Source organism: Bosea sp. AS-1, from assembly GCF_002220095.1.
Taxonomy (GTDB): Bacteria; Pseudomonadota; Alphaproteobacteria; order Rhizobiales; family Beijerinckiaceae; genus Allobosea.
Genome location: NZ_CP022372.1, coordinates 3,410,774 through 3,425,207, shown reverse-complemented (window position 1 = coordinate 3,425,207; position 14,434 = coordinate 3,410,774). Strand labels below are relative to the sequence as shown.

The 14,434-nt window shown below is 66.9% G+C and carries 12 protein-coding genes; 9 read left to right on the top strand and 3 right to left on the bottom strand.

Features of this window, described 5'->3' with window-relative positions:
- Positions 1 to 148 precede the first annotated feature (148 nt).
- Positions 149 to 973, top strand: a complete 825-nt coding sequence (locus tag CE453_RS18115) for a WYL domain-containing protein (RefSeq protein ID WP_089175846.1) — start codon at positions 149 to 151, stop codon at positions 971 to 973.
- Here the strand turns inward: CE453_RS18115 and purN are convergent.
- A complete protein-coding gene (gene purN, locus CE453_RS18110) occupies positions 901 to 1,518 on the bottom strand; it encodes a phosphoribosylglycinamide formyltransferase (protein ID WP_089175845.1) in 618 nt (205 codons plus the stop codon). The genes CE453_RS18115 and purN overlap by 73 nt on opposite strands.
- A 2-nt stretch (positions 1,519 to 1,520) precedes the next feature.
- Positions 1,521 to 2,594: a phosphoribosylformylglycinamidine cyclo-ligase gene (gene purM, locus CE453_RS18105; protein WP_089175844.1), complete on the bottom strand. Its 1,074-nt coding sequence runs from the start codon at positions 2,592 to 2,594 to the stop codon at positions 1,521 to 1,523.
- Positions 2,595 to 2,770: 176 nt separating this feature from the next.
- Here purM and CE453_RS18100 point away from each other — a divergent pair, with 176 nt between their 5' ends.
- The 5 genes from CE453_RS18100 to ppx all read left to right on the top strand — a co-directional run bounded on the left by CE453_RS18100 (position 2,771) and on the right by ppx (position 9,078).
- A complete protein-coding gene (locus CE453_RS18100; RefSeq protein ID WP_089175843.1) occupies positions 2,771 to 3,301 on the top strand; it encodes a CDP-alcohol phosphatidyltransferase family protein in 531 nt (176 codons plus the stop codon).
- Between the two features lie 85 nt (positions 3,302 to 3,386).
- Positions 3,387 to 4,496 carry an AI-2E family transporter gene (locus CE453_RS18095; RefSeq protein WP_089175842.1) on the top strand — a complete coding sequence of 370 codons (1,110 nt, stop codon included), beginning with the start codon at positions 3,387 to 3,389 and terminating at the stop codon, positions 4,494 to 4,496.
- Between the two features lie 7 nt (positions 4,497 to 4,503).
- Positions 4,504 to 5,202 (top strand): HdaA/DnaA family protein, encoded by a 699-nt coding sequence (locus CE453_RS18090; protein WP_089175841.1) that lies wholly within the window; start codon positions 4,504 to 4,506, stop codon positions 5,200 to 5,202.
- Positions 5,203 to 5,363: 161 nt separating this feature from the next.
- Positions 5,364 to 7,568: an RNA degradosome polyphosphate kinase gene (locus CE453_RS18085; protein ID WP_472840954.1), complete on the top strand. Its 2,205-nt coding sequence runs from the start codon at positions 5,364 to 5,366 to the stop codon at positions 7,566 to 7,568.
- Entirely contained in the window at positions 7,534 to 9,078 is a 1,545-nt protein-coding gene (ppx, locus tag CE453_RS18080) for an exopolyphosphatase (protein ID WP_282568760.1), read from the top strand. The genes CE453_RS18085 and ppx overlap by 35 nt, the downstream gene beginning before the upstream one ends.
- Positions 9,079 to 9,153: 75 nt before the next feature.
- Here the strand turns inward: ppx and metC are convergent, their stop codons facing one another.
- The gene (gene metC / locus CE453_RS18075) at positions 9,154 to 10,344 is read right to left on the bottom strand and encodes a cystathionine beta-lyase (RefSeq protein ID WP_089177990.1); all 1,191 of its coding nucleotides are present in this window, start codon (positions 10,342 to 10,344) and stop codon (positions 9,154 to 9,156) included.
- Positions 10,345 to 10,609: 265 nt separating this feature from the next.
- Between metC and CE453_RS18070 the strand changes: the two genes are divergently transcribed.
- The 3 genes from CE453_RS18070 to CE453_RS18060 all read left to right on the top strand — a co-directional run bounded on the left by CE453_RS18070 (position 10,610) and on the right by CE453_RS18060 (position 14,432).
- Entirely contained in the window at positions 10,610 to 11,632 is a 1,023-nt protein-coding gene (locus CE453_RS18070; protein WP_089175838.1) for an amino acid ABC transporter substrate-binding protein, read from the top strand.
- Between the two features lie 130 nt (positions 11,633 to 11,762).
- Positions 11,763 to 12,800, top strand: a complete 1,038-nt coding sequence (locus CE453_RS18065) for an amino acid ABC transporter substrate-binding protein (protein WP_089177989.1) — start codon at positions 11,763 to 11,765, stop codon at positions 12,798 to 12,800.
- Positions 12,801 to 13,238: 438 nt separating this feature from the next.
- A complete protein-coding gene (locus tag CE453_RS18060) occupies positions 13,239 to 14,432 on the top strand; it encodes an amino acid ABC transporter permease (RefSeq protein ID WP_248307779.1) in 1,194 nt (397 codons plus the stop codon).
- Positions 14,433 to 14,434 lie beyond the last annotated feature (2 nt).

Genomic DNA, 14,434 nt, shown 5'->3' with positions numbered 1-14,434 from the left:
CCTTGCTGCTGACACGCTCCTGACAGAAACTGTCAACCCGACTGAGCCATCCTGCGGACACTCAAGCACGCGCTGGTTGGATTGCAATGCAATCTGATCGGATCCGTGTTCTCCGTCAGTCGCTTCATCCGGGTAGGGAGAGGTCGCCGTGCAGCGCGCCGAACGATTGCTCGACATGATTCAGAGCCTGCGTCGCCGCAGGCGCCCCGTCACCGCCGAGACGCTGGCCTCCGAGCTCGACGTCTCGGTGCGCACGGTCTACCGCGATATCGGCGCATTGGTGCGCCAGGGCGTGCCGGTGCGCGGCGAGGCCGGCATCGGCTATGTGCTCGACGCTGGTTTCGACCTGCCGCCGCTGATGCTCTCGCCCGACGAGATCGAGGCCGTTCTGGTCGGCATGCGCTGGCTGAGCGAACGGGCGGACCCCGTGCTCGCCCGGGCCGCCGAGGATGTCGTCAGCAAGGTCGCCGCGGTGCTGCCGCAGCATTTGCGGCCGATCCTGCTCGACGGGGCCTTGTTCGCGGCCTCCTATCCTGGCGATGTGCCGGCCGACCAGGTCGACGTCGCGGCCGTGCGCGCCGCCATCCGCAACGGCCGTAAGCTCTCGATCGAGTATAGCGACGAGAGCGGCCATGCGACACAGCGCATGATCTGGCCGATCGGCATGACCTTCTACGAGCGCGTGCGCATCGTCATCGCCTGGTGCGAGCTCAGGCAGGCTTTCCGCCATTTCCGCACCGACCGGATGACCGGCCTGGTCGCGCTCGAGGAGCGCTACCCGGCCCGCCGCGCCGATCTCTTCCGCCGCTGGCAGAAGGAGGAGGAGAAGACGCGCGAGGAGTGGGAGCGCTGCAAGCGCGAGGGCGTCGGGATGCGGCCGGACGGCGAGGGCGGTTCCGATCAGCCGCGGATGACGGCTCCGGCCTCGAGCCTCGCCCGGCCGGAGGCGACCTCGGCCAGCGCCGCCGGATAGAGCTTGTGCTCTTCGACGAGGACGCGCTGCGCCAGCTTGTCTTCGTCATCACCGGGATGGACCGGCACCTTGGCCTGCAGGATCACCGGGCCGGCATCGAGTTCCGGCACGACGAAATGCACCGAGCAGCCATGCTCGGAAACACCCGCCTCCAGCGCCTGCCGATGCGTATGCGTGCCCTTGAACAGCGGCAGCAGCGAGGGGTGGATGTTGATCATCTGCCCTTCCCAGCGCGTCACGAACCAAGGTGTCAGGATGCGCATGAAACCCGCGAGCACGAGGAGCTCGATCTGGTTGACGCGCAAAAGCTCGTCGACCGCACGCTCGAACGCCTCGCGATCCTTGCCGAAGGGACGGTGGTCGACCGTCGCCGTGGCGATACCGAAGTCGCGCGCCCGCTCCAGCCCGGCGACATCGGGAATATTGGAGACGACGAGCGCGATCTCGGCCGGATAATCCGGCGCCTGCGCCGCCTCCGCCAGCGAGACCATGTTGGAGCCGCGCCCGGAGATCAGCACGCCGACGCGCTTGCGGGCCGTCGTCATGCTCACAGCGAGAGCTTGCCGCGATAGCTGACCGGCTCCTCGCCGGCTGCGACGGGCACGATCTCGCCGAGCTTCACCGGCGTCTCGCCGGCGGCCTTCAGCGCGGCCAGCACCGCGTCGGCCTTGGCGGCGTCGGCCGCGACGATCATGCCGATACCGCAGTTGAAGGTGCGCAGCATCTCGCGCTCGGCGACGCCGCCGATCTTGGCGAGCCAGCCGAAGACGGGCGGTACCGGGATCGCGGGCAGGTCGAGTGCGACGCCGAGCCCTTCGGGCAGCACGCGCGGGATGTTGTCGGGGAAGCCGCCACCGGTGATATGCGCCAGCGCCTTGACGCCGTCGGTCGCTTTCAACGCCTGCAGCAGAGGCTTCACATAGATCCGGGTCGGCTCGAGCAGCGCCTCGGCCAGCGACTTGCCCGGCGCGAAGGGGGCAGGGGCGTCCCAGCCGAGACCGCTCAGCGCCACGATACGGCGGACAAGCGAATAGCCGTTCGAATGCACGCCGGAAGAGGGCAGGCCGAACACCACATCACCGGGCTTCAGATCCTCGCGCGGCAGCAGCGTGCCACGCTCGGCCGCACCGACGGCGAAGCCGGCGAGGTCGTAATCCTTCTCGGCATACATGCCGGGCATCTCGGCGGTCTCGCCGCCGATCAGCGCGCAGCCGGCCTGGCGGCAGCCATCGGCGATGCCACGCACGATCTCGACGCCGACCTTGGGGTCGAGCTTGCCGGTGGCGTAGTAGTCGAGGAAGAGCAGGGGCTCGGCGCCCTGCACGATCAGGTCGTTGACGCACATCGCGACGAGGTCGATGCCGATGGTCGAATGCAGCCCGCTCTCGATCGCGATCTTCACCTTGGTGCCGACGCCGTCATTGGCGGCGACCAGGATGGGGTCCTTGAAGCCCGCGGCCTTGAGGTCGAACAGGCCGCCGAAGCCGCCGATCTCGGCGTCCGCGCCGGGCCGGCGCGTTGCGCGCACCAGCGGCTTGATCTCGTCGACCATGGCGTTGCCGGCGTCGATGTCGACACCCGCCTGCGCATAGGTCAGTCCGTTTGCGCCGGGCTTGCTCATTGCGATCTCGCCTTTGTTCCTGCTCGCGCGAGCGATAGGCAAGCGCGCCCGCCGTGGCAAGGCGTTTGGGCGGTTTTGCAGGGTAATCGCGCTTCAGATCCCCGCCATCGTCTCGCCATACCCCTTCTGCATCGGCCGCGCTGGCGTTCGAAACCGCTCTGAGCGAAGCTGCCGCCATGACGATCCCCAACCTGATCACCATCGGCCGCCTGTTCCTGGTGCCGCTGGTCATCGTCATGATCGTCAATACGCGCTGGGAGACCGCCTTCATCATCTTCGTTGTCGCCGGGATCTCCGATGCCGTCGATGGCTTCCTTGCCAAGCGCTGTGGCATGGCGAGCGAGCTCGGCGCCTGGCTCGATCCCATCGCCGACAAGGCGCTGATCGTCTCGATCTACATCACGCTGGCCGTCGTCGGCGCGATCCCGGTCTGGCTCGTCGTCCTGGTGGCGGCGCGCGACATCATGATCGTGGCCGCGGTACTGCTCTCCTGGCTGCTCGACCGGCCGGTCACGATCGCGCCGTTCACCGTGAGCAAGCTCAACACCGCCGCGCAGATCGCCTTCGCCGCGCTGGCGCTCGGCTCACGCGCCTTCGGCATCGATCCGGGGTCGGCGGGCACGGTCGGGGAGCTGGTTGTCGCGCTGTTGACGCTCGCCTCGATGGCGGCCTATCTCGCCTTCTGGCTGCGACACATGGCGGGCTGAGCCGGTGCTGCCGCGCTGGCCCGGAACCGTTGGGTTGCGTATAGAGTTGCTCGTCTTCCTGCCGGAGACGCGAAGAGGCTGATGGATGACGTTACAGCGCCAGATCGGCTTTTGGCTGGGTTCCCTTGTCGTCTTCGTGCTGCTGCTGGTGTTGTTCAGGGACATCCTGCTCCCCTTCATCGCGGCGCTGGCGCTCGCCTATCTGCTCGACCCGCTGGCCGACCGGCTGGAGCGCCTGGGCATGAGTCGGCTCGCCGCGACCATCGTCATCCTCTTCATCTTCATCCTGATCTTCGCGCTGGCGCTGATCCTGCTCGCGCCGCTGCTCGGCCAGCAACTCGCCGGGCTGGTGGCGCGGTTGCCGGAGGATGCGGCGAAGCTGCAGAATCTCGTCCTCGAAAGAGGTGCGCCCTGGCTGGAGCGCTTCGGCGGCGGCGACCTCGCCAAGCAGGCGCAGAGCTCGCTGGGCGATCTGGTCGGCCAGGCGACGAAGTGGGCCGGCGGCCTGCTGCAGTCGCTCTGGACCGGCGGCACGGCGATCGTCGGCGTCTTCTCGCTGCTGGTGCTGACCCCGGTGATCGCCTTCTATCTGCTGGTCGATTGGGATCGAATGGTCGCAACCGTCGATAGCTGGCTGCCGCGCGACCATCGCGACACCATCCGCGGGCTGGTGCGCGAGATGGATACCGCCATTGCCGGCTTCCTGCGGGGGCAGGCGCTGGTCTGCCTGCTGCTCGGCTCCTTCTATGCGATCGGCCTCAGCCTCATCGGCGTCAATTTCGGTGCGCTGATCGGCATCATCTCGGGCTTCCTGTCCTTCATCCCCTATGTCGGCTCGCTGACCGGGCTCGTCCTCTCGGTCGGCGTCGCCATCGTCCAGTTCTGGCCGGACTGGACCTGGCCCCTGGCAGCGCTTGGGGTCTTCCTCGTCGGGCAGTTCCTGGAGGGCAATATCTTTCAGCCGAAATTCGTCGGCGATTCGATCGGCGTGCACCCGGTCTGGCTGATGTTCGCGCTGCTGGCCTTCGGCACGCTGTTCGGCTTCGTCGGCCTGCTGCTGGCGGTGCCGCTCTCGGCGGTCATCGGCGTGCTCTGCCGCTTCGCGCTCAGGCAATATCTCGCCAGCAACCTCTATCGCGGCATCGAGCCGCCGCGCCCGAAGGGCGTCGAGGTCAAGATCGATATCGAGCCCTGAACCTCCCATGTCCGATGCGCCGTCGCGTCCGCGCCAACTTGCCTTCGACCTGCCGCTCGACAGCCGCCATGGCATCGAGGACTTCCTCGTCGGCCCCTCGAACGAGGCGGCCTACGGGCTGATCGAAGGCTGGCCGCGCTGGCCCGAGGCCTGGCTGCGCCTGACCGGGCCGGAAGGCGCGGGCAAGACCCATCTTGCGGCGATCTGGGGCCGCATGGCCCACGCCTGGACGATTTCGGCTCGCGAGCTCTCGGATGACAAGGTCGCACATCTCGTCTCCGGCGGCGCCCTCGTCATCGAGGACTGCGACGCCGGCCCCTTCGACGAACCCGCCCTGTTCCATGTGATGAACGCGATCAAGGCGCGCGGCGGGCACCTGCTGCTGACGGCGCGCTCGGCGCCCGATCTCTGGGGCCTCAAGGTGCCGGACCTGCTTTCGCGCCTGCGGCTGGCGCCGAGCGCCACGATCGAACCGCCGGATGACGGCTTGCTGCGCGCCGTGCTGGTCAAGCTCTTCATCGACCGCCAGCTCGTGGTCGACACCGCCGTCATCGACGCGCTGGCGCTCAGGATGGAGCGCTCCTTCGCCGCCGCGCGACAGGTCGTCGACCGTCTCGACCGAGTCGCGCTGGAGCGTGGGCGGCGCGTTACGCGCCCGCTCGTGCAGGAGGTGCTGGCGGAGTTGTTCCCGGAGGAGCAGGGCTGAGCTGCCGGCCGGGCTTTTGCCTCTATCCGGAAAACGGCGAGCTGATAACCTCTTTCGATGGCTGATTCATGTCGTTCGTCATCGAACTGTCACGCTAGGGTGGCTTCACACGGTCCATGAGACGCACGAGCAGGACGACGACCAGGACACGGGCGAAGCGCATGACCATCGAGATTGCGACTGAGACGCCCGAGATGCCGGACAAGGCGATGGGGGATGCGGACGCGCTGCCGCTGCGCCAGCAGCCCGCGCGCTTCATGAACCGGGAACTCTCCTGGCTGCAGTTCAACCGCCGCGTCATGGAGGAGGCGTCAAACCGCAGCCACCCGCTGCTGGAGCAGCTGCGCTTCCTCTCGATCTCGGCCAACAATCTCGACGAGTTCTTCATGGTCCGCGTCTCGGGCCTGCGCGAGCAGCTCAAGGCCGGTGTCGTCACCCGCAGCCAGGACGGCTTGACCCCGGCCGAGCAGCTCGTCGCCATCGGCAAGGCGGTCTCGGCCCTGACCGACGACCAGCAGGCGCGCTGGGTTGAGCTGCGCCGCGATCTGCATGAGAACCGCATCCATCTGCTCGGGCCGGGCGATATCGGCTCGCAGGATCGGATTTGGCTGGAGGATTACTTCCTCAACTACATCTTCCCGGTGCTGACGCCGCTCGCCATCGACCCGGCGCACCCGTTTCCCTTCATCCCGAATCTCGGCTTCACCATCGCGCTGGCGCTGGAGCGCCTCAGCGACGGACGCCAGCTCGACGCGCTGATCCGCGTGCCGACCAAGATCGACCGCTTCATCGAACTGCCCGATCTCGCCCGCGAGGGGCTGCACCGCTTCATCGCGCTCGACGACGCCGTCTCGCTGTTCATCGCCAAGCTCTTTCCCGGCTACGAGGTGAAAGGGGCGGGCTCTTTCCGCATCATCCGCGACTCCGACCTCGACATCGAAGAGGAGGCGGAGGACCTCGTCCGCGTCTTCGAGACCATGCTGAAGCAGCGTCGGCTGGGCGTCGTGATCCGGCTCGAGCTCTCGACCGGCATGCCCGACCATCTGCGCCGGCTGATCGTGCGCGAGCTCAAGGTCGACAGCGACGAGGTGGTCGAGGTCAACGGCATGATCGGCCTTAACGAGCTCTCCCAGCTCGTCGGCGTCGACCGGCCGGACCTGAAGTTCAAGCCCTACAACGCCCGCTTTCCCGAGCGCATCCGCGAGCATGGTGGTGACTGCTTTGCCGCGATCCGCCAGAAGGACCTGCTCGTCCACCATCCCTATGAGAGTTTCGACGTCGTCGTGCAGTTCCTGCAGCAGGCGGCGCGCGACCCCAATGTCGTCGCAATCAAGCAGACGCTCTACCGCACCTCGGCCAACTCCCCGATCGTCAAGGCGCTGACGGAGGCGGCCGAGGCCGGCAAGTCGGTGACCGCGCTGGTCGAGCTCAAGGCTCGCTTCGACGAAGAGGCGAACATCCGCTGGGCCAAGGAGATGGAGCGCGCCGGCGTCCAGGTCGTCTACGGCTTCATCGAGCTCAAGACCCACGCCAAGCTGTCACTGGTTGTGCGCCGCGAGGCCGGCCAGCTCGTCAGCTACTGCCATATCGCGACCGGCAACTATCACCCGATCACGGCACGCATCTATACCGACGTCTCCTTCTTCACGGCCGATCCGGTGATCGCGCAGGATGTCGCCCGCATCTTCAACTTCATCACCGGCTATGCCGAGCCGGCCGGGCTGGAGCGCATGGCGGTCTCGCCGACGGGGCTGAAGCAGCGCCTGCTTGCCGACATCGCCGAGGAGGTCGCCCATGTGAAGGCCGGCCGCAAGGGTGCGATCTGGGGCAAATGCAACGCGCTGGTCGATCCCGAGATCATCGACGCGCTCTACGATGCCAGCCAGGCCGGCGTCGAGATCGACTTCGTCGTGCGTGGCATCTGCTGCCTGATGCCCGGTGTGCCGGGGCTTTCGGAGAATATCCGGGTCAAGTCGATCATCGGTCGTTTCCTGGAACACACCCGCATCTACGCTTTCGGCGCCGGGCATGGCTTGCCCTCGGCCAAGGCCAAGGTCTACATCTCCTCCGCCGATCTGATGCCGCGCAACCTCGACCGCCGTGTCGAGGCGCTGACGCCGATCCTGAACCCGACTGTGCATCAGCAGCTGCTGGATCAGATCATGCTCGCCAACCTGCTCGACAACGAGCAGAGCTGGACGATCTTGCCCGATGGCGGCTCCCGCCGCATTGTCCCGGCGCCGAACGAGGAACCGTTCAATGCGCATAATTACTTCATGACGAATCCGAGTTTGTCCGGTCGTGGAAAATCGCTCTCCAGCTCCAGCCCCCGTGCCCTTTCCCGCAAGGGAGGCCGCAAGGCCTGAACTGCAGCATGCGCCGGGCCGGCTGGCGCTCGGCGACACCATCGCCATCGTCGACATCGGTTCCAACTCGGTCCGTCTCGTCGTCTACGAGATGCTCGCGCGCGCGCCCTCGCAGGTGTTCAACGAGAAGGAGATGGCGGGCCTCGGCCGGCAGGTCGCGACCACCGGCCGCCTGGCCGAGGACGCGATCGAGAAGGCGATCTCGGCGCTGGTGCGCTTCCGCATCCTCTGCGAGGCCATGCAGGTCGGCGAGATCAGGGTGATCGCGACCGCAGCCGCGCGCTACGCCGAGAACGGCCCCGAATTCATCGCTCGTGCCGAACAGGCGATCGGCCAGCCGATTGAGCTGATCTCCGGCCGGCGCGAAGCGGTGCTCTCGGGCCTCGGCGTCATCTCCGGCTTCGACGATCCCGACGGCGTCGTCGGCGACCTTGGCGGTGGCAGCCTCGAGCTGATCTCGGTGAAGGGCGGCGAGGTCGGGCCGGGCGCCAGCGTCCCGCTCGGCGGCCTTGCCCTGCTCGACCGCTCGAAGGGTTCGCTGAAGGCGGCCGAGAAGATCGTCAAGGACGAGCTCGACAAGCTGCCGCAGCTCGCCGCGATGAAGGGGCGGGACTTCTACGCCGTCGGCGGCACCTGGCGCGCGCTTGCGACGCTGCACCAGCGCCGGGCGAACTACCCGCTCAACGTCATGCATGGCTACACCATCCCGCCGCGGGACGCGGCGGATTTCGTCAAGCTGGTGGAGCGCGCCGATGCCTCGGTGCTCGACGCGATCGACTCCGTCTCCTCGGCGCGCCGCCCGCTGCTGGCCTATGGCGCGCTGGTGCTGGACGAGCTGATCAAGCGCGGCAAGCCCGCCAACATCATCATCTCGGCGCAGGGTGTGCGCGAGGGACTGCTGCACGAGCAGCTCTCGCCCGGGGAGCGCGCGGCCGACCCGCTGCTGCAGTCGGCGCGCGACTACAATCTGCTGCGCGCTCGCGACCCGCGTCACGCCGCCGAGCTGATCGCCTGGACCCGCAGCATCCTCGAAACCGCGGGGCTTGCCGAGGACGGGCCGTCCGACCGGCTGATCGAGGCGGTCTGCCTGCTTTCCGACATCGGCTGGCGCGCCCATCCCGATTACCGCGGCGAGCAGAGCATGAATGTCATCGCCCATGCCTATTTCACCGGCATCGATCATGTCGGCCGGGCTTTCCTGGCGCTGGCGATCTTCCACCGCTATGCCGGGTTGAAGGCCACCTCGCCGGCGGCGGACGGGCTGAGGTCGCTGCTCTCGCCGGCGCTGTTCGAGCGCGCGCTGCTGATCGCCGCGATCTTCCGGGTCGCCTATCTGCTTTCGGCCGGGATGTCCGGCATCTTGCCCCGCATTCCGGCGCAGTGCGTCGACCGGCGCCTGGTGCTCCGCCTGCCGGAGGACCTCAAGGCGCTGGCGAGCGAGCGTGTCGAGGGCCGGCTGAAGCAGCTCTCGAAGCTCCTGTCCCGCGACTACGAACTCGCGCAGGTCTGAGCGAACTGCTGCTTCGCCGAACGATCAGGGAAACGCGGGCTGACCCGCGTTTCCGCATCGGATCAGAATACCAGCTCAGGCGGCCGCCTTCAGCCGGGCGAAGCCGGCGTCGAGATCGGCCTTGAGGTCTTCCAGGTTCTCGAGGCCGATATGGATGCGCACCGTCGGGCCCTGGTAGTCGGGCGTCGTCGCGGTGCGGTAGGCGCGGCAATCGAAGGGGAGGACCAGGCTCTCATAGCCGCCCCAGGAGGCGCCCATGCCGAACAGTGTGAGCCCATCCAGCATGGCTGCGACCGCCTTCATCGAGACCGGCTTGAACTCGACGGCGAAGAGCGAGGAAGCGCCGGTGAAGTCGCGCTTCCACAGGGCATGGCCCGGATCCTCCGGCAGCGCCGGATGCAGCACGCGGGCGATCTCCGGGCGCGCCTGCAGCCATTTCGCCATCTCGAGCCCGGCCGGCATCTGCTCCTTGAGGCGCAGCGCCATGGTGCGCATGCCGCGCAGCGTCAGGAAGGCATCCTCGGGCGCGACGATGACGCCGAGCTGCTCCCAGGCGCTGCGCAGCGTCTTGTAAAGCTCCGGCGTGCGGGCCGAGACGGTGCCGATCAGCACGTCCGAATGGCCGGCATAGTATTTCGTGCCGGCCTGCACCGAGATGTCGACGCCGAACTTGTGGCTGTCGAAATAGAGCGGCGTCGCCCAGGTGTTGTCCATCATCGTCAGGATGCCGCGCGCGGCGGCGGCCCTGGCGATGGCCGGGATGTCCTGCATCTCGAAGGTCTGCGAGCCCGGGGCCTCGGTCCAGACCGCCTTGGTGTTCGGCTTGAACAGCTTGGCGATGTCGGCCCCGACCAGCGGGTCGTAATAGCTGACCTCGACGCCCATCCGCTTCAGCATGGAATCGCAGAAGTTCCGTGTCGGCCGGTAGACGCTGTCTGTCACCAGGACGTGATCGCCGGCGGAGAGGAACGCGAGGAAGGGCAGGGTGCAGGCCAGCAGCCCCGAAGGTGTCACCACCACGCCCGCGCCGCCCTCGATGGTGTTGGCCGCCGCCTCCAGCGCGTCGAGCGTCGGGTTGCCGTGCGTGCCGTAGGTGTAGCGCGCCTTCCGGGCCAGGAAGTCTTCCGTGCTCGGATAGATGACCGTCGATCCTCGTACGATAGGAGGATTGACAAAGCCGTAGCTGTCGCTGGGATCGCGACCGGCGAGGGCGAGACGGGTCCGCGTTCCGAGGCGCGCGAATTCGGAAGAAGGCAGCTTTTTCATGGAACCGATGGGACTGGAGCGGCAGGCAAGGCGGCCAGACTTGACCACCTCGCCAAACTCGCATGTGATGATTGTGGCGAACAAGAGGCGGTTGCGGCGGATGGCCGTTGCTTGACGCTCATGGGTCGCTCTGGCAATCGACTCGGCCAAGGGGACGCCGTTTCATTGCTGGAAACGACAGAGCGGTTGGGAGCCGCCGGCGGCGAACCGGATTGTCGCGCTTTCCGGGCTTGTCCGGGGCGCTTGTTTCGATGGGAGAGTACTGATGAAGAAAATTCTGGCAGCCGGCCTCTTCGCAGCGGCTGGGCTTGCGATTTCCGCCACGGGCGCGTCCGCGCAGGCGACGCTCGCGCAGGTGAAGCAGCGCGGCATCCTGAACTGCGGCTCGAATCCCGGCCTCGCCGGCTTCGGCGTGCCGGACGCGCAGGGCAATTGGGCCGGCCTCGACGTCGACGTCTGCCGGGCGATCGCCGCTGCGATCTTCAACGACCCGGCCAAGGTCAAGTTCATCCCGCTCTCGGCCAAGGACCGCTTCACCGCGCTCCAGTCGGGCGAGGTTGACCTGCTGGCCCGCAACTCGACTTGGACGATGTCGCGCGACGCCTCGCTCGGCCTGCTCTTCACCGGCGTGAATTATTACGACGGCCAGGGCTTCATGGTGCGCAAGAAGCTCGGCGTGAACTCGGCGCTGCAGCTCAACGGCGCCTCGGTCTGCACGCAGCAGGGTACGACGACGGAGCTGAACCTCGCCGACTACTTCCGCGCCAATAACCTGAAGTACGAGGTCGTCGCCTTCGCCACCGCCGACGAGACCGTCAAGGCCTACGACGCCGGCCGTTGCGACGCCTTCACCACCGACGCCTCGGGCCTCTATGCCGAGCGCCTGAAGCTCGCCAATCCGGACGAGCACATCGTCCTGCCTGAGATCATCTCCAAGGAGCCGCTCGGCCCCTCCGTCCGCAACAACGACCCGCAGTGGTTCAACCTGGTGAAGTGGGTCGGCTTCGCCATGCTGAATGCCGAGGAGCTCGGCGTCACCAAGGCGAATGTCGACGAAAAGCTGAAGTCCGACAATCCGGAGATCAAGCGCTTGCTCGGCACCGAGGGCAAGTTCGGCGAGCAGATCGGCCTGACCGGCGACTGGGTCGTGCGCATCGTCAAGCAGGTCGGCAATTACGGCGAATCCTTCGAGCGGAACGTCGGCCAGGGCTCGCTGCTGAAGATCGCTCGCGGCCAGAACGCGCTCTGGACCAAGGGTGGCCTGCAATACGCTCCGCCGGTTCGCTGAGCGGGCTTGAGGAGGCGCCGGGTCGTCCGGCGCCTCTTTGCGTCTTCGTCCGGCTCTGCGGCGCATGCTGCAGCCTGGGCGAAAGCGCGATGACACCGGCCGCACGCCGGCCGCAACCGCCGGTTTCGCCATGGGAACAGCAGGGATAGCCGCTGTCTTCGCGCTGACCGCCGCCGTGGCGATATCCGCAACGGTGGGTCGGGCGGCGGGTGCGACGGACGACCTGCTGACGCGGGTGAAGCAGCGCGGCGCGGTTCTCTGCGGTGTCGCGCCTTCCCTGCCGGGCTTCTCGATGCCCGACAGCCAGGGCAACTGGACCGGGCTCGACGTCGATCTCTGCCGAGCGCTCGCCGCCGCGATCTTCGACGATGCGGCGCGGGTGACCTTCGTGCCGCTCTCATCGCAGGATCGCTTCACCGCCCTGCAGACGGGCGAGGTCGATCTTCTGTCGCGCAGCTCGACCTGGTCGATGACGCGCGACACCACGCTGGGACTGCGTTTCGCCGGGATCAATTTCTACGGCGGCGAAGGCTTCATGGTGCGCAAGGCGCTGGGCATCGCCTCGGCGGGGCAGCTCGGCGGCGCCACGGTCTGCGCCGAACAGGGGACGACGACGGAGCTGAATGTCGCCGATTTCTTCCGCCGGCACGGCCTGGTGAACGAGATCGTCACCTATCGCGGCAGCGATGAGGCGATCGACGCCTATGGCGCCGGTCGTTGCGACGCCTACGCCTATGATCGGGCCGGACTCGCGATCCAGCGTACCAAGCTCGCCGCGCCGCAGGAGCATGTGATCCTGCCCGAGACGATCTCGAAGGAGCCGCTCGGGCCGGTGGTGCGACAGGGCGACGAGCGCTGGTTCGGCCTGGTGAAATGGACGCTGTTCGCCATGCTCGGCGCCGAGGAACTCGGTGTCGGTCGCGGCAATGTCGAGGCGATGCGGGCATCGGAGCGCCCGGATATTCGCCGCCTGCTCGGGGTGGAGGGTGATTTCGGAAGTCCGCTCGGGCTCTCGCGCGACTGGGCCTACCGGATCGTCCGCCATGTCGGCAATTATGGGGAATCGTTCGAGCGCAATCTCGGCACCGGCTCCTCCCTGGGGATCACGCGCGGTCTGAACGCGCTCTGGACCAAGGGGGGATTGCATTACGCGCCGCCGGTGCGCTGAAATCGACCAGCGTTTCGGACTCACGACCGGGGGCCTTCGGGACCTCCGGCACGACAACGAGGCAAGCCGCGGCGAGGGGTGGTCCGGGACTTGCTATGAAGGCACCGAGAGCGGGACGAACCCGCTCCAACAGGGGAATGAGGATGAAGGACATGATCGAAAGGCTGCGACGGCGGCCGGATTCTCCGCAGCCATGCCCGCTGCGGAGCTGGGAACGTTCGTTTCCGGCGGCGGTGGAGCTTCGATGACGCCGATGGCGGGACTGGGCCTCTTCGGGGCGGAGAGCAGCCAATCCCGTCTTGCGACCGCGGGAAGAGACCGCGGAGCCGACGACCGGCGGTAACGACAGACAAACGGCCCGGACCCAACGGCCTTCGGTGGAATCGCACCGCCCAAGGATCGCCGGCCTCAACAAGCGAAACACAAAGGGCGTAACAGGTGTCGAGCATCCCGACCGAAACGGTAACACCCGGCAAGGCGTCGTTATTCTACGACCCGAAGATCCGTGGCTATGTCTATCAGATCGTTCTGCTGGCCGTGGTCAGCTTCCTGATCTGGTCGGCCGCCTCGAACGCGATCGAGAACCTGCGCGCGCAGAAGATCGCCTCCGGCTTCGGCTTCTGGAACAATGCCGCCGGCTTTGACGTCAACCAGAAGCTCATCCCCTTCACCGCCTCGGGCTCGACCTATGGCCAGGCCTTCTATGTCGGCCTGCTCAACACGCTGCTGGTGGCGGCGCTCGGCATCGTGCTGGCGACGATCATCGGTTTCGCGGTTGGCGTCGCGCGCCTGTCGAGCAACTGGGTCGTCGCCAAGCTCGCGATGATCTATGTCGAGGTCATCCGGAACATCCCGCTGCTGCTGCAGCTCTATTTCTGGTACAACGCGGTGCTGAAGCCGCTGCCGGATGCCCGCAACTCGATCGCGCTGCCGGGCAGCATCTATCTCAACAACCGCGGCATCATTCTGCCGAGCCCGCAATTCGGGCCGGCCTTCGAAGCCGTCGCCATCGCCTTCCTGATCGGTATCGCGGGCGCGATCGCCTTTTTCGTCTGGGCGCGCGGACAGCAGGCGAAGACCGGCAAGCAGTATCCGAACGGCTGGGTCGCGCTCGCGCTGGTCGCCGGCCTGCCGCTTCTCGTGTTCTTCGCGACCGGCCGGCCGCTCTCCTTCGACTACCCACAGCAGGGCCGCTTCAACCTGACCGGCGGCATGCAGATCTTCCCCGAGTTCGTCGCGCTGCTGGTCGGGCTCTCGACCTACACCGCGGCCTTCATCGCCGAGGTGGTGCGCGCCGGCATCCTAGCGGTCTCGAAGGGACAGAGCGAGGCGGCGCATGCGCTCGGTCTCAGGCCGGGTCCGACGCTGAAGCTCGTCGTCATTCCGCAGGCGATGCGGGTCATCGTGCCGCCGCTGACCTCGCAATATCTCAACCTGGTCAAGAACTCGTCGCTGGCAGTGGCGATCGGTTATCCCGACCTCGTCCAAGTCTTCACCGGCACGGTGCTGAACCAGACCGGCCAAGCCGTCGAGGTGGTGGCCATCACCATGGCCGTCTACCTGACGATCTCACTGGTGACTTCGTTCTTCATGAACATCTACAACAAGCGCATGGCGCTGGTTGAACGGTGAGG

Bases quoted from the DNA above. Each gene is read 5' to 3' on its own strand.
- CE453_RS18065 (WP_089177989.1), top strand. From the start codon at position 11,763: ATGGGAACAGCAGGGATAGCCGCTGTCTTCGCGCTGACCGCCGCCGTG.
- purN (WP_089175845.1), bottom strand. From the start codon at position 1,518: ATGACGACGGCCCGCAAGCGCGTCGGCGTGCTGATCTCCGGGCGCGGC.
- CE453_RS18095 (WP_089175842.1), top strand. From the start codon at position 3,387: ATGACGTTACAGCGCCAGATCGGCTTTTGGCTGGGTTCCCTTGTCGTC.
- purM (WP_089175844.1), bottom strand. From the start codon at position 2,594: ATGAGCAAGCCCGGCGCAAACGGACTGACCTATGCGCAGGCGGGTGTC.
- CE453_RS18085 (WP_472840954.1), top strand. From the start codon at position 5,364: ATGACCATCGAGATTGCGACTGAGACGCCCGAGATGCCGGACAAGGCG.
- CE453_RS18100 (WP_089175843.1), top strand. From the start codon at position 2,771: ATGACGATCCCCAACCTGATCACCATCGGCCGCCTGTTCCTGGTGCCG.
- CE453_RS18070 (WP_089175838.1), top strand. From the start codon at position 10,610: ATGAAGAAAATTCTGGCAGCCGGCCTCTTCGCAGCGGCTGGGCTTGCG.
- CE453_RS18090 (WP_089175841.1), top strand. From the start codon at position 4,504: ATGTCCGATGCGCCGTCGCGTCCGCGCCAACTTGCCTTCGACCTGCCG.
- metC (WP_089177990.1), bottom strand. From the start codon at position 10,344: ATGAAAAAGCTGCCTTCTTCCGAATTCGCGCGCCTCGGAACGCGGACC.